General features: G+C 32.4%; 15 protein-coding genes and 1 other RNA gene. 3 read left to right on the plus strand and 13 right to left on the minus strand.

Features of this window, described 5'->3' with window-relative positions; all coding sequences use genetic code 11:
- Positions 1-3: 3 nt before the first annotated feature.
- Both mutY and QJ521_RS00745 read right to left on the minus strand, forming a co-directional pair.
- Positions 4-1,008: an A/G-specific adenine glycosylase gene (gene mutY, locus QJ521_RS00740; RefSeq protein WP_282838476.1), complete on the minus strand. Its 1,005-nt coding sequence runs from the start codon at positions 1,006-1,008 to the stop codon at positions 4-6.
- Positions 1,008-1,529 (minus strand): histidine phosphatase family protein, encoded by a 522-nt coding sequence (locus QJ521_RS00745; protein ID WP_282838477.1) that lies wholly within the window; start codon positions 1,527-1,529, stop codon positions 1,008-1,010. Before QJ521_RS00745 ends, mutY begins: the two co-directional genes overlap by 1 nt.
- A 104-nt stretch (positions 1,530-1,633) precedes the next feature.
- On the opposite strand from QJ521_RS00745, the gene QJ521_RS00750 reads away from it, so the two are divergent.
- Complete coding sequence (locus QJ521_RS00750; protein WP_282838478.1) at positions 1,634-2,242, plus strand: nitroreductase family protein; 609 nt, start codon at positions 1,634-1,636, stop codon at positions 2,240-2,242.
- A gap of 26 nt (positions 2,243-2,268) precedes the next feature.
- Here QJ521_RS00750 and QJ521_RS00755 read toward each other — a convergent pair whose 3' ends face one another.
- From QJ521_RS00755 to QJ521_RS00765, 3 genes are read right to left on the minus strand one after another with little or no spacing between them, the layout of a single operon-like run.
- The gene (locus tag QJ521_RS00755) at positions 2,269-4,731 is read right to left on the minus strand and encodes an ABC transporter ATP-binding protein/permease (protein WP_282838479.1); all 2,463 of its coding nucleotides are present in this window, start codon (positions 4,729-4,731) and stop codon (positions 2,269-2,271) included.
- Positions 4,732-4,733: 2 nt separating this feature from the next.
- Positions 4,734-7,007, minus strand: a complete 2,274-nt coding sequence (locus tag QJ521_RS00760; RefSeq protein WP_282838480.1) for an ABC transporter ATP-binding protein/permease — start codon at positions 7,005-7,007, stop codon at positions 4,734-4,736.
- Entirely contained in the window at positions 7,004-7,663 is a 660-nt protein-coding gene (locus tag QJ521_RS00765) for an HAD family hydrolase (RefSeq protein ID WP_282838482.1), read from the minus strand. The genes QJ521_RS00760 and QJ521_RS00765 overlap by 4 nt, the downstream gene beginning before the upstream one ends.
- A 208-nt stretch (positions 7,664-7,871) precedes the next feature.
- Between QJ521_RS00765 and ssrA the strand changes: the two genes are divergently transcribed.
- Positions 7,872-8,211, plus strand: a transfer-messenger RNA (tmRNA) gene (ssrA, locus tag QJ521_RS00770).
- 378 nt (positions 8,212-8,589) lie between these two features.
- On the opposite strand, the gene QJ521_RS00775 is transcribed toward ssrA, so the two are convergent.
- The 7 genes from QJ521_RS00775 to QJ521_RS00805 form a co-directional block, all read right to left on the minus strand.
- On the minus strand, positions 8,590-9,192 hold the full coding sequence (locus tag QJ521_RS00775) for a hypothetical protein (protein ID WP_282838483.1): 603 nt from the start codon (positions 9,190-9,192) through the stop codon (positions 8,590-8,592).
- A gap of 123 nt (positions 9,193-9,315) precedes the next feature.
- Complete coding sequence (locus QJ521_RS00780) at positions 9,316-9,837, minus strand: hypothetical protein (protein WP_282838485.1); 522 nt, start codon at positions 9,835-9,837, stop codon at positions 9,316-9,318.
- Between the two features lie 106 nt (positions 9,838-9,943).
- Complete coding sequence (locus tag QJ521_RS00785) at positions 9,944-10,417, minus strand: hypothetical protein (RefSeq protein WP_282838486.1); 474 nt, start codon at positions 10,415-10,417, stop codon at positions 9,944-9,946.
- Between the two features lie 96 nt (positions 10,418-10,513).
- Complete coding sequence (locus tag QJ521_RS00790; RefSeq protein ID WP_282838487.1) at positions 10,514-11,458, minus strand: leucine-rich repeat domain-containing protein; 945 nt, start codon at positions 11,456-11,458, stop codon at positions 10,514-10,516.
- Complete coding sequence (locus QJ521_RS00795; protein WP_282838488.1) at positions 11,445-11,636, minus strand: hypothetical protein; 192 nt, start codon at positions 11,634-11,636, stop codon at positions 11,445-11,447. Before QJ521_RS00795 ends, QJ521_RS00790 begins: the two co-directional genes overlap by 14 nt.
- 199 nt (positions 11,637-11,835) lie before the next feature.
- Positions 11,836-12,723, minus strand: coding sequence for an IS3 family transposase (locus tag QJ521_RS00800; protein ID WP_282838489.1), 888 nt, complete (start codon positions 12,721-12,723; stop codon positions 11,836-11,838).
- Positions 12,720-13,040, minus strand: coding sequence for a helix-turn-helix domain-containing protein (locus tag QJ521_RS00805; RefSeq protein ID WP_282838490.1), 321 nt, complete (start codon positions 13,038-13,040; stop codon positions 12,720-12,722). Before QJ521_RS00805 ends, QJ521_RS00800 begins: the two co-directional genes overlap by 4 nt.
- 77 nt (positions 13,041-13,117) lie before the next feature.
- Between QJ521_RS00805 and QJ521_RS00810 the strand changes: the two genes are divergently transcribed.
- Positions 13,118-13,888, plus strand: coding sequence for a recombinase zinc ribbon domain-containing protein (locus QJ521_RS00810; RefSeq protein WP_282838530.1), 771 nt, complete (start codon positions 13,118-13,120; stop codon positions 13,886-13,888).
- A gap of 518 nt (positions 13,889-14,406) precedes the next feature.
- Here QJ521_RS00810 and QJ521_RS00815 read toward each other — a convergent pair.
- Positions 14,407-14,871, minus strand: a complete 465-nt coding sequence (locus QJ521_RS00815) for a DUF2691 family protein (RefSeq protein WP_282838491.1) — start codon at positions 14,869-14,871, stop codon at positions 14,407-14,409.
- Positions 14,872-14,912 lie beyond the last annotated feature (41 nt).

Genomic DNA, 14,912 nt, shown 5'->3' on the forward strand with positions numbered 1-14,912 from the left:
TTTTTATTTTTTAATCTTTTTATGTGCAACTGCCATCGGTGCTTGATGGATTTGGTCTAAATCCATACAAATCCAATCTTCTAGCTTTCCAGAAATAAGTTTAGCTTCGTATACATCCATATGCCATACTTGGTGTGTAAATACATGTTTATACGTTTTATGATGATTATATACATCAAGAATAATATCTTGTTCTTCTAACATCTCTATCACTGAATTTATACTTTCACTTTCAAATTGAGGATACTCATACATCCCCTTTAAAAGTTCTTCATCTCTTTTTCTTAAAAATAGTCCATGTTCACTATGAATGAGTAATGTTATATAGTTAAACTCTTTTTTATCGTTTAGCTTAGATAATACAGGGTATTGATCGACCAAATCATTTTGATATGCAAAACAATGTTCTTGAAGCGGACACGTTTCACATTTAGGATTTTTAGGCCGACAGACTAAAGCACCAAGTTCCATCATCGCTTGAGTATAAACATTTGGATTTGCTTGTTCTATATAGGATTGATTAATTTGATCTAATGCCTTTTTGTTTTTCTCAACTCTCATATCAGAATCATTTCCTAAATATCTAGATAACACACGAATTACATTGCCATCAAGTGCACTATAAGGCTGATGATACGCAATTGACATAATAGCTCCTGCTGTATATTTACCAATACCAGGTAACTTGATGATTTCTTCATATGTACTAGGAAACTTGCCATCATATTTATCTTTAATTATTTTGGCTGCCAAATGCATATTTCTAAAGCGACGATAATATCCCAATCCTTCAACAGCTTTTTGAAGCGTTTCTTCTTTTGCGTCTGCAAGATCTAAAACAGTTGGATACTTTTTCATAAAGCGTTCAAAAAAAGGTAAGACGGTTTCAACTTGTGTTTGTTGTAACATCACCTCGCTTACCCAAATATCATATGGACGATTTGATTCTCTAAAAACAAGCTTTCGATGATTTTTCTCATACCAAGCTTCCAACTTCTTAATATTCATTAAAGTGTAACTTCCCTCACGCCACAATGCTCAATCATATCATTAAATCTTGTAAGTGTTGATATCACAACACCATGACACACAACAATAACTTTTTTGTGATTCTGATATTTACTCAGTGCTAAACGAACACGTTTTTTCAAATGTTCATAAGACTCCCAATGATAAACCGTTGATTCATTTCTAACACCTTTTGACTCAACATACTCATCAAAAGCATTACCTGCATTAAGTTCAAACTTAAATGTCGTGTCTGGCATCCACTCATGTAAATCATTTTCAACTGTCAAAGGGATACCCGTAATTCTCGAAATAATTGATGCTGTTTGTAAAGCTCTCGTATAAGGTGAAGAAACAATGATTTCTGCGTCTTTAAAAATTGGGTCTTCTGCTCTTTCTTCTGCTTGTTTAACACCTAAATCTGTTAATTTACCTAAATCATAGCCCATTCCAAAATATCTTCTTTCTAATACTTCATCATATCTAGGCTCACCATGTCGAACCAATATAAATTTTGTCATCATCATCTTCCTTCCTATTTCGATTATAGCACATGTAAGCAATCATAAACACTAAATGAAATCACTATGCATGATATAATGATTTTAGATGAGGAGGAGAGCAAATGTCGAAAATTACAGAGCGTAGATCAATTAGAATCTACGATCCCAGGGTGAAAATTAGCAAAGACGAAATGACTGAAATACTTGAAAAAGCTACCAGAGCTCCATCATCTATGAATATGCAGCCATGGCGATTTATCGTTATAGAGTCTGATGAAGCAAAAGAGAAACTAAGACCTGTTTTATACGGAAATGTCAGCCAACTAGAAACATCAGCAGCTATGATCGTTATCTTAAACGATTTAAAGAAATATGAGTTTGCTGAAAAAATATATGACAAAGCCGTTAAAGCTGGGGTTATGCCTATAGAAGTCAGGGAAAAACAGCTAAGAAGTATTTCAAATATGGTCAACACCGTTTCTGCAGATCGCTTAGAGAAAACAGGATTAATCGATGGTGGTTTAGTTGCAATGCAACTGATGCTCATCGCGAAAGAATATGGATATGATACTTGTTCAATTGGAGGTTTCCGTCACGAACTGCTTGTTAAATCATTAGGTTTAGATGATCAAAGATACAAACCAGTAATGATTGTATCAATTGGCAAAAAAGCTGAAGATGGTTACAGATCAGTTAGACTTGATATTAATGACATAACAACCTGGATGTAAAGAAAAGAGCCGATTGGCTCTTTTTTTTAAATATCATATTGTGCAAGAATTTGTGCTGGTGTTTTTCTAAGGAGTAAGAATATTGGAAACATACCACCAATTAAATTAATAAGATATAAAATAATTATTCCTATCAATATCGTTAATGGTGTTACAAGAAATGCCCTAAACATACCTATTAGTGTATTCGAAGATTGAATTAAGCCAATCGTAGCTATACCATATCCAATTAATGATGTAACAGTTGATAAAATCAAGATTTCAATCATAAAGGAGAAGAAAATTTCTGTTTTTTTCATACCTAATGCTCGATAAACAGATATTTCATAAATTCTTGAGACCATCGATGAGTGCATAATGAAATAAAATCCTAATAACGTAAAGCCAATAATGACTAAAGTCACGATTGTCGTTGTAATTCTTGCTTGAATGGTTGCTTGGTTAAAGATGTTGGTTTGCTCGTCAAGTTCAAGAATAGCTTCGATGTCATCAGCTTCCAAAGTACTAACTAAAGCCCTTGGTCGACTTGAATAAACATAAAAACTGCTCACTTTATCGTATCTTGCTTTTTCAATGATTTGGTTTGAACCAACGATTAATCTTTCTGTGTCAGTAAATACTCCGCTAATTGTATAATCAAAATCATCAAATGTTTTGGGCCAATCTTGACCTGATGGTAATTTATATAATGCATCATATAATGCTTGTGAGACAATCACCTGATCTCCTGTTGGTAACTGTCCTTGAGTAATTAGACTCTCATCTAGATAATGATCACCTATTATAGTTGCATTTAAGGTTCCTACATAAATAGGTGCTTGTGTTAAATAAGAAGTTGGTTTGATCATATTAGCAAAATCTCTTGTTGTATAAACAATATTTCGATCACTTTTTGTAATACCTACTAATTTTACAGGAACACCAGATATCTCAAAATCTTCTAACATCAAATGGTCCCACGACCAGACACCAAATTCCGCACCTTGTGTTTGTATGGATTGATCTGCAAGTTCACTCGTTATCACAAACTCGTTATGTGTTTGAGGCATTCGCCCTTTGACGATTTTAGATCTTGAAACATGATCAATAATATCTAAAGTGATTTCAGAATCTGCTGGTTGGAACATACCTTTTGAATACTGAAGTTTGAATAATGCTTTGTCCTCATTTAATGGATCAAGTACTGAAATTTCAATCGTTCCTAATGTATTTACATATAATTTCGCATCATCATCAGAATATGCTACTAATTCATCATAATCCATTTTGCTAAACTGTGTTTGTCTGACTCTAACATAATTATTTTCATATCGCATGTTAGATAAATCTGGAATGATGGTTGCAGAAACCATTGCGATAGATAAAGCAATGACTGCACCAGACATGATAAAGCTAAACAGCATGATTTTACCTTTTCGAGATGAATATAAAATCTTTTGCAAAGCAAGCATGAAAATTTGCTTAATTGAAACAATGGTTCTAAAACTCTTATGAACGTCTTTGTTATCCAGCATATCAGTTTTAAAAGCTGTCTCTAATAACTGCTCTTTATTCTTCTTGACATAATGTTCGTCTTTAACTAATAAGTTGCTAGATTCATTGATTAACCTAACTTTGGTTAAGCTGCTGTCTATATCTAAATAAAGCGTTTTATTTTTTACAATTAAACGTATATTTACAGGATCAATGACTTGATCTGAATCGTTATAAAGCGATAATTTGACGTTGCTATTTCCCAATTCAGTGATTTGATTCATATCTTTTAGATATAAAATGTTTTCTTCTGATACGTTATGTTCATGATCCGACTCGTTTAGATGGTCATCAATGATTTGTCCATCTTTGATTTCAATAATACGATCTCCATAAACATTTGCAATATTTCTTTCATGCGTCACCAAAACAACCAATTTTTGTTTGGATATTTCCTTAATAATATTCATAATGTCGATTGTATTTTTAGAATCCAAATTACCGGTTGGTTCATCAGCGATAATAACACGAGGATTTTTAACTAATGCTCTTGCAATAGCAACTCTTTGTTGTTGTCCACCAGAAAGTTGCGTTGACTTCTTTTTTCTAAATGGATACATCTTCACAGCTTTTAGGATATACGCAACTCTTTGATCGATAATATTAGGATCATGAATTCCGACCATCTTTAAGACTAATGCGATATTATCATATACAGATAGTTGTGGAAGTAAATTATAATTTTGGAATATATAACCTACAGACTCATTTCGAATCTTATCCCATGTGCTAGATTTATAACGGTTTATTTGTTGATCATCAAATTCAATTGTCCCTTGTTGGACACTATCGAGTCCACCAATAACATTTAATAATGTTGTTTTCCCTGAGCCTGATGGTCCTAATAAAACGACAAGTCCGGATTCAGGGAAATCAATAGTCATATCATTTAAAACATGGATTTCATTACGTTTATGTCTGAAGAAATATTTTTGTAAACCTTTGACTCTAATCATGATTATTCCTCCCTACTTAATACGATTGATTCAATAACTGATTGTTTGAAAATTTTCTTATTGAATCTTAAACCTAACCATGCACCAAAGAATAGGAAGATGCCAATTAAGATGACGTAATCTATATTTTCCATATATTGAATAATTCGATAAATAAATGGAACATAAAGCCCTAAGATATACAAGACAATAAACATCATGACTGAGCTAATAAGTGCTATAAAGACCTGTTCTAATACAACAAGGCGAGCAAGTGTTGTTTTATTCGTACCAATAGACCTATAAATTGCAAAATCTTTTTGTCTTGTTTTCATCATATTCTTGGTTACTGCATGAACGATTGAGTATAATAAAACACCAAATATAAATAAGAAAACTCCTGTAAATAATGATTGCATAAAGACAAAGATACCACCAGTAGGATCAGGGATGTTTGCAGGATATATCACGCGATATTTTTCATAGTCAATCGTTCTAATTGCTCGATTGCCTGCACTTAAACCACTAACGCTGAGTGACAATACTGGTCTATTCTCTGATAAATAAAAATGTGAGTACTGATCTAAAACATAATCTTTGATAATATCTGCTAATTCACCACTCATCGTCGCGTAATAAGTCACATTGTTATAATGGATGTGAACATCCTCAACTGTAATAAGTACTTCTTCTGTACTCCAAGTGCTTTCATTATATATGTAACCATTAAACGTTATCGATTGAGTCGTCACATATTCAATAGGATCACCACTACCATCATCAAATCGAATGACTTTTCCAGGTATATCAATGCTACTTTTTTCTAAATTATGATAATTTGATCCAAATAAAAATCCAAATCCATAATATGCTTGATTTATTAATGAGTTCTTTACGCTTATATTTTCTATGTATCGAGGCACTTCATCTTCAGCACTTAAAAATGCTTCAGAAAAATATAATATATTAGATTTTGTTTTATCGATACCTGAGATAACAAAATTACCTATAAAGTCGTCATTATTTATAGGTACACCATCATAAACATATGAGTATGATGTTCCTATTTTAACAGTTTCACCAACCTGATAATTATACCAGTTATGGCCAATAACAATTTCATTTTTGGCAATAGGCATCGAGCCTTCTATATTGAACTCTCGAAGTGTACTTGCTGCATCAGTACCTTCAACATACATACCATCCATATAGGTTGAATTTCCCCATGTGTGTATGTTTTCTGATTTAAAAATATACAACCTTGTAGAGTTATAAAAATTAAGTCCCTGTTCATAAACATTAGAAACAAAACGGATGTTATTGAAATATGTTAAATCATCAATATCAAAATCTTGTCCATCTCTTTTTTCAATTAGGACTCTGGTTTCTGGAACATTTGGAAATCTTTGAGATTGGGCAACTTCCATTTCTCTAATAGAGCTTAATCTAAACGTATAAAAAAGTGTAAATGCAACCATGACAAGCATTTGCATAAACACTAAGAACACCAATCGTTTTGGTGTGGCAAATAGATTTCTTAAAGTAAATCTTAGAAGCGTATGAAAAGGCATACCTTTAATTTTAGGTGCGTCTTTTTGTTTTACATCTTCAGGTTTCTTTATTTTTTTGTCTTCAACGACTTCTCCATCGTGCATTTTAATACGTCTAGTTGCATATTCTGCAACTTGACTATACTCATGTGTGACGACAATAATCAATTTGTCTTTACTAAGCTCATGAAGCACTTTTAAGACTTGGGCACCAGATGCAGAATCTAAGTTACCAGTTGGTTCATCAGCAACAATAATTGGACAATCTTTTGCAAGTGCTCTTGCGATGACTGTACGTTGCTTTTGTCCACCTGATAATTTCGAAGCTTTATGATTTTTATGACTTGTTAAACCAACTTTATCAATCAGTTCTAAAGCTCTTTGTTTTCTTGTTTTTGGATCATAACCTTGAACCTCAAGCGCTAATAGAACATTTTGAAGAACTGTGTAGGAATCAATAATGTTATAGTTTTGGAAAACAAAACCAATATGTGTTCCACGATACTTTTCCCAATCTGCAATTGTGTAGTGAGAAGTTTCTTCACCAAATAAATAAAGTTCTCCATCCTCATAACCATCTAAACCACTAATCACGTTGAGTAAAGTTGACTTACCTGAACCTGATTCACCCGTAACAGCAATAAATTCGCCTAGGCTAAACTCTAGGTTTATATTTTTCATCCCTACGGATACAGTTTCCTCGGATTTATAATATTTAGATACATTCTCTAACTTAATCATGCTCATAATTTGTTAATCCCTTCAATGATTGGATATAGTTCAGTAGGTTCATCTATAATATAGTTTGCTTGATGATCGACTAGAACCTGTCGGTCTCTAAATCCCCATGTAACACCAATGGATGTTATTTTAGCATTTCTTGCCGTTAACATATCAACATCCGAATCTCCAATAAATATGACTTCTTCTTTAGATATATTGAGTAGATTGATAGCTTTTAGCAACATGTCTGGTTCAGGTTTAATCGGTATACCTTCAACCATACCGATAGAAACATCAAAATAGTTTCTAAACATTTTTATATTGAGTTCATGCACTAAATACTCGTGTTTATTGGAAACAACAGCAAGTTTATAATCTTGTTCTTTTAAGGTTTTAAGTAAGTCTAAAATACCATCATAAGGTCCGGTACGATTGGAGCTGTTTTGATCATAGTGTTCTTGATAGATTTGATAGACTTCTTTTTTTTCTTCTTCATCGTAATGTGCTGGTACAACCTTTTCAATTAACTGAAAAGCTCCACTACCAACAGCTTGTTTAACATCATCAACTGATTTTTCTGGAAGATTCTTCATAGAAAGTGCGTAGTTAACGCTATCTGTAATGTCATCAATTGTATTTAAAATTGTTCCATCCATGTCAAATATGATTGCTTTTATCATGTAAAGTCCCCTTTGTAAATCCTAATTTATTATATCACTTAAATTATGCAATATATAGATTATTTTGTGCATTTCATCTTATCATTGGTTATAAATTGATTCTGGAATATTGATAACCCCCTCTTTTTTATATTATACCACCCTTATTTTTGTAAAATGAATGTTTAGACTTTACAAAAGCAGTGCTTTGATGTAAGATATATGCGCTGGGGATGTTCTGGATTCGTCACGGCATGGAGTAGAGTATAAGCATGTCTTGGTTGCTCAAGTAAAAAAGCCGAGGTTATTATAACCGGAAACCAATCTTTAAGTTTCGCTGCCTAAGAAAAGGTGCGAGCCAATTCTGAATTCACTTACGGTTCTGATGCGGCCCAATTTTAGTAAGTTATACTTATTGTTTTTCCTAGGACAATAAAAGAACCTTATAGGATCGTGTTATAACCTTTTGTTTGTTTAGGTTAAAGCATTAAATCATAAACAGACTAAACATGTAGAAAGTGCTTTATGAAGTGTTTTGCACAGGGGTTCAATTCCCCTCATCTCCACCAAACATATGAATTAAAACGGCTTATTTTAGCCGTTTTATATTTAAGTGTTTAAATAATTGTAGTGCCTACTTTGAGGGGATCATATCAATTTGCTCTAGGTGGTATTTTTGTATGAGGAGTCGAAATCCATCCTGGTGGAAAATGACGGAATTCCACCAGGATTATTATGATTTGATAATTATGTTTACACAATCTTTCTGCGTGGAGTTTATCTGATTGCTCGAAAATATGTCGGTTCGTGTATGTCGGAAACATATTTTTGGCTATTTTATGTTCCCCTATTCCAGACTTTTTCCAGTGAGGGAACATATTCTTCGATAATAATCGATTGTTTTTGATTTATTCGGTGTTCAACTTTATTATGTAAAAATACTTTTATTAAAACGAAACAATAGCTATTTCTTTATCGATACTAATTATTTCGTCCCTGTTAAAAAAATTACTTTTCACAACAACATGGACATGCGATTCATCAATCAAAGTATATTCGAAAATGATTGAGTTTTCAATTGTTTGAGGTTTACCATAATAGTAGTGTTTCCAAGTAATCATGGTAGCTTTCTCGATTCTCACACCTTTTTGACCCCAATCAATCCCAACTGGATTCTCAACAATACACTCTTCACCACCATTAAATTGAAATTTGATAGTTTTTTGATCAACATCTATTTTTTTGCTTTTCAATTCATATGCATTATCATAGGGTCTTCCTGGACCATCTCCCCAAATGCAAAAGGAAACATAATTACTTGTATTTTCTACAAGATTTTGGTTTTTTATTTTTAATCTTTTTTTTCTATATATTTTAACTGTTAATCTATCTATGAAGAATAATAACAAGATAATAAGGCAAAGTGTAACAACTCCAACTATTGTATCCTTCAACCAATTGTCGATTACCTCACCATGTCCAAGCATTGCAGAAAACAACAGCATTACACACCTTAATGCATATACAATAAAATCTAGTATTTTATCCATCTTCTTGTTCCTTTCAAATAAGTAGCTCACCTAGTCTTTTTAATAATGGTAGACTACTCTCTAGATGATATCGAGACAATTCATAAATTGAAATGCAAGTTTATCATAGTTACAATGCACTTGCTAGTTTTTATTTCCTTGAACTCGCAACATAAGATGATTATAGATTTCTTCCGCTTTATCTGTTTGAACTATTGCTGTTCTCGAATCATTCATATATATGTATATCAAATCGGATGCAACTTTATCAATTTTCTTTATAGCATAATATTCATACAAGACATTTGACTTTGAATACTTTGTAACTGTTTCAATTGTTATTGTGTCGGCATTTAGTGTAAAAGAAGATTTAACAGGTAACCCCACTCTATTAATTAATATACTCTTCCTTATTTTTGATATGCGAGTCTGAACCAACGCAGTAAGTGATAAAGCAGAAAACGCAGAAAAGAAAACCCCCGCATACAAGGTATGAATGTTATCTGGTCCCACGATATCTAAGATAATTAAAAATGCTGATAATAAGGTGAGTAGAAAAAAGTATATTAATAATCTCTTTCTCTTTAGATCTATAATATGCTTACTCAATTGAACCAACATTTCATCTGTATATACAACGTCAAATTTATAGTCATTATACTCCATATTTTATTCCTCCAAATGTCTGAATTAGGTCATTCGCGAATTGTTCAATGTTTTTACTATAGTATATTGTTACCATTACATACTTCATAATTCATATTTTAATACATCAGACTGGATATTTCATTAAGTCTTTGTATTTTTTAGGCAGTCTTTCAAAGTCTTTGTACTTAAGGCGAATGAAATATGGTCCTTTTTTGCTATTGTGTTTTTTGATGTTTATCCTTAAAAATCCTGGAAATAAATATGAACTTGACCCAGCGGTGCTTGTTAGATAATTAAATAGTGAAGGTTTTATATAATCAATATCACTTATACTATTGAAATCAATAAATATTTCGTTTTTTCTCTTTACGGCATTAATACCTTTAATTTCAAACTCTGCTTCATAAATATATAGCAATCCATATAACAACATCAATAATCCAAATAGTGTGCCACTTGCACCGAAAATAATCGAAATAATTGCTATTTCTGGATATTTGTCATAATAAATCAGTGCGTCAATAACACCAAATAACAAGAGTAATCCAAAAGGTACTAAAAATAAAACAAATTCAGGTTTTTTATACTTGATATCCATCAATAACTGCTCCTTGTATAGTTTTTAATATACTTTTTATATATTAATAAATTCAAGTTAAACAATATATTTTGTGTTTAGCTCTGTGAAAAATTACTACTTCGTCCAAATTATATTAGGATCATCTTTTCCAAGTTCTAGATCTGACAATAACACTCTCTTGCCTGTGTAATTAGAGTCATGATATGCTACATACTTTTTTGGCAGATCTTTATCTATCAAATTATAATTTGAGTAGAATTTGAAGACTTCTGCATGCTTTGATTTTAATAGTGGTTTTAAATTCCCGTCCTCTATTTTGAAGTTACATATATATTCATCTATTTTTGTTGAGTTCACGAATTCCAAATTTGGTAATTTTATAGGTGCCATTGAATGCGAGTTTACAATAAATACATTTGTCAATTCCTTAAGATCATTTAAAAAATCGAAATTTATGACTTTATTGCATTCCATTACACGTAGAGCTTTCAAAGTTTTAGATAATGACGAGATAGATTCGATGTCTTTTAGCTTGGTACAATAGTCTAATGAAACTAGATTTAAACTAGTGAGATTTTCGATACCTTCGATTGATACTAACTTTGAGGAGTTATCAATATAGAGTTCTCTTAGTTGAATGAAAGATTTTAAAGGCAATAAATTCTTAAAGCCAAATCCTTGAAAATATACACTCACGAGTGATTTAGGAAAATTAAAGTTTGACAATACATCATCTTCAATGATGTGTAAATGCTCTAGGTTAATCAAATGACTGATGTCAATCTTATTTAGAGCACTCGAAAAAAGTTTTAGTGCTTTTAAGTGTGTTAGTTGAACTATTACATCAATGTTCTCTACATCTCTCGGTAAGGATGCATAGTACAAATCAGGAACATCGGGCAAATAGCTAACATCATTGTCTTGTGATATAACACCTTTAGCATGTTGAATGATATAATTATCAATGTTACGTTTTTTAGTTAAAGGACTATAGCAGTCATCGATAACAATACAATTATCCTCAAAAAATCTAATTTTATCAAAACTATTTGTTTGCATAGTTCTCTCCTAGTTTAAAATACGCTTTCGATGGAATTGTGTCCACAAACCCAGGATCATCCTTATCATTCTTTGCTCTATTTAATTCATTAATGATAAAAGCCTTATAGAATGGATTTATAAGAATTGATAAGTTAATGACATTTGCTGTTAAGCTATCACTAATTATATTATCCACGATGCACTCATCAAAGTCTTCATAAACAAATAACATTCTGTGGTGACTTACGGCATTTCTTAGTCCTCTAACTGCACGAAGATTAATTGCTCTGCTACGACTTTCTAGGACACATGCCCCCCCTTTAGGTCTAAAAAATAGGACATGTAACTATCTTTGTTACTTATATTTTATCATAACTAGTTATGCTTGATGCACTTTACTTAAATCCTTCAATAGTTCTATATTCTACTGGGGTAAGATAATCAAGTTTCCAAGCTGGTCTATTGTTATTGAAGTAATTGATGTATAGCTCTATTGCTGTTTTTATGTCTGTAAAATCATGTATTTTCAAATTGTGTTTCAACTCCGCTTTGATCCATCCATTTAAAGATTCAATAACTGGATTATCAGTAGGCGTAGCTGCTCTACTCATACTTCTAGTAATTGGATATGTTTTATGTGTTTTTTCAAACTTGCTTGATGCATATACAATGCCTTGATCACTATGAAGAATGGTATGCTTATCTTTATATCCTCTACTCTCTTTAATACGAAGAAAGTCTTTTAGACTTCTTAAATGATTCATAACGCCATTACAGTGCTTGTAACTTGCTACATCAGATCCTACAATTTCATTATTATAGACATCTACATGATAATTCCAATCATATTTTACTCCCTTATGAATGATCATTGTCGTATCACTACACACTTTCTCAAAGGGTCCTTTAGTAGACCAATCACCTTTGATGATATTAGGATACTTATCAGAGATTCCCTTTGGTCTTCTAAAGGCTTTCCTGCGTGCTTTACTTGATATGCCCAACTCTTTAAAACATTGATACATCAGGTAATATGAGACAATCCAACCTGTATCAGTAAAAATATCCTTTTTTATTGCTCTATATCCTTTAGCTGGATACATGTCGTGATAATTCATAATGATTGATTTTAAGTAGTCTTTTGTTTCTTGTCTTTGTGTTTTATGTGATTTTCTGCTTAGCCATCTATAGTATCCGCTTCTTGTAACTCCTATATATCTACATAGCTCATTGATATAGAATTTAGATCTGAATTTATGAACCAGACTGTATTCATCATTCATGATTTCTTTTTTTTTATGTATTTTACATCTTCACTATTATAGCCTCTTTTTAAACGCTCAATTTCTATTCTTAAAAGGAGTATCTCATGCTTTAGTGTCTCCACTTGATCTACTTCATGATCAGTATATAGTTTATCCCTAATCTTTCTTTTACTGACAAGTCCACTTACACCCTCTGTCTCATAATTACTTACCCAGTCTCTTTGTGTTTTCCTAGCCACTTTATATGTTCTTTCTATTTCGTGCTTACTTATATTTTCATTAAGAATCATCTTTACTATTTTTAGCTTAAAGTCTACACTGTACTGATTAACCACACTATCAACTCCTTTGTATTATTATACTATATTTAATACCTTCAGGGAGGGGGAACGTGTCCCACTTATTCATAGCAGTGCAGAACCTGGCTAAGTACAATGTAACCTATCCTTTCTCAGCATTTATCGTTTGCTCAGAGTGTGGGCGAACCTTGAAAAGACGCTATTGGAACTACGGTACACCAGCTCAAAGAGTCATGCAGCAATGTGGTGGTTACATCGACGGTAAAGCTCACTGCAAGGCTAAAGCAACATACCAAGAGATGATTGAAGGTGCGACTGTGAAAATGCTAAACGAGGTGTTTTTACAGGAAAAGGACATCATCCCAAATATACAGAAGATCATCAAATCAACCATACGAGTTAGTGATGTTGAAATCAAGATTCAAAAACTTCAAGCACAAGGCGATGAGATTGAAAGAATGATATCAAACCTCATTGATGTTCAAGTGAAGAATCCTAATCTTTCCCAGGAGGATTTCAACAGCAAATACCAATCATTGACTTTGCAGCTTCACAATAATAAAACCGAGATCAGAAAGCTTGAGGGTGAGTACTTAAAAAACTACGATACACGTTCAAGACTTGCAAAGATTGAAACCACACTCAACAATTTACTAGAACCCATCCAGGAAGTTGATAGTGACACCTTACGCTCATTCATTTACAAGATCATCTCAGTAACACCTGAAAACATTGTCTTCTGTGTAGCAGGAACAAAGAACTATACCGATAAAGAATTCTCAGAAAATAGACATGCTTTTGAAGCATTAAAACCTTTAGCAACAGGTACTTATCACAACGAAAAGTACGATAAGATTATGAATTATAAGGTCGTTATTATCTAATTTTTTTTGAAGTAAAATATGTTGCGTAAGACAACCATTCGGACAAAAAAGGCCATTTTTCACCAAAAAATATGTTCCCACAATGGACGAAATTTGCACATATAGACAAAAAAAGCCATCGGATACCTTTGAAGGTCATCTGATGGCTGATTTTTATTGAGTTGGGTTAAAAATAGAGTGTTGTCAAGTATGTGTCAAGTATATAACAAGTGCTATTTTAATGAAAGCAACGTGATAGACTCTACATGCGTGGAGTATATCTGATTGCTCGAAAAAATGTCGTTGCATGTACGTCGGAGACATATTTTTAGGCATTTTATGTTCCCCCATTCCAGACTTTTTCCAGTGTGGGAACATATTGCACTTGAAAACCTATCTAGACTCGTGCTAGGTCGTCATTGATACGCTAAAGCATACGATAACTTCTAATTGTTTGATAACTAACGTCATTCCTTGTTGTTAATTCTATACATGAATCCGTGATATAACATTGAACTTTCGACTAACGATAATTCATTTCACTTCTTCAGGATGTATGAAACATCAAAATCCCAATGCATGAAATCATGAATAATTTCAACTTTAGAGTTCTCTACAGTGTTGCATAAGTCATATAACTTTGAAAAATCATGATCGTTTTTTGTATAAATACATATTTCAGTAGTGTCAGCAACCTGGATTGCAAATCTTGTGTTGCTATTCATTAAATCTTCCATACTTCTGATGGGAGTACTTGGTTGAGTCATGGAGACATAAGTTGTCAAGAAAAATACCACTAATTGTTCATAATTATCATCAATAAACTTTTTCATGTCGCTTGTTAAAATTACTTCTTTATGAATTTGTATAAGACTGGAAAGATTTGGTCTCAAACACCAGTCGTTATATGCTCTAAAATCCCAATACATCTCACCATCAAATGCGTTTACTGTGATATTTAATAACTTATATATTTCTTCTGAACTCACGTATATAATTTTCATCATTTATCCTCTCTGGTCTCATTATAGAAAACCAATAAAAA

This window comes from Peloplasma aerotolerans (assembly GCF_030012175.1).
In the GTDB taxonomy this organism is placed as follows: domain Bacteria; phylum Bacillota_I; class Bacilli_A; order Acholeplasmatales; family Acholeplasmataceae; genus Peloplasma; species Peloplasma aerotolerans.

Excerpts from the sequence above, each read along its gene's own strand:
- mutY (WP_282838476.1), bottom strand. The coding sequence starts at position 1,008 with ATGAATATTAAGAAGTTGGAAGCTTGGTATGAGAAAAATCATCGAAAG.
- QJ521_RS00745 (WP_282838477.1), bottom strand. The coding sequence starts at position 1,529 with ATGACAAAATTTATATTGGTTCGACATGGTGAGCCTAGATATGATGAA.
- QJ521_RS00750 (WP_282838478.1), top strand. The coding sequence starts at position 1,634 with ATGTCGAAAATTACAGAGCGTAGATCAATTAGAATCTACGATCCCAGG.
- QJ521_RS00755 (WP_282838479.1), bottom strand. The coding sequence starts at position 4,731 with ATGATTAGAGTCAAAGGTTTACAAAAATATTTCTTCAGACATAAACGT.
- QJ521_RS00760 (WP_282838480.1), bottom strand. The coding sequence starts at position 7,007 with ATGAGCATGATTAAGTTAGAGAATGTATCTAAATATTATAAATCCGAG.
- QJ521_RS00765 (WP_282838482.1), bottom strand. The coding sequence starts at position 7,663 with ATGATAAAAGCAATCATATTTGACATGGATGGAACAATTTTAAATACA.
- QJ521_RS00775 (WP_282838483.1), bottom strand. The coding sequence starts at position 9,192 with ATGGATAAAATACTAGATTTTATTGTATATGCATTAAGGTGTGTAATG.
- QJ521_RS00780 (WP_282838485.1), bottom strand. The coding sequence starts at position 9,837 with ATGGAGTATAATGACTATAAATTTGACGTTGTATATACAGATGAAATG.
- QJ521_RS00785 (WP_282838486.1), bottom strand. The coding sequence starts at position 10,417 with ATGGATATCAAGTATAAAAAACCTGAATTTGTTTTATTTTTAGTACCT.
- QJ521_RS00790 (WP_282838487.1), bottom strand. The coding sequence starts at position 11,458 with ATGCAAACAAATAGTTTTGATAAAATTAGATTTTTTGAGGATAATTGT.
- QJ521_RS00800 (WP_282838489.1), bottom strand. The coding sequence starts at position 12,723 with ATGAATGATGAATACAGTCTGGTTCATAAATTCAGATCTAAATTCTAT.
- QJ521_RS00815 (WP_282838491.1), bottom strand. The coding sequence starts at position 14,871 with ATGAAAATTATATACGTGAGTTCAGAAGAAATATATAAGTTATTAAAT.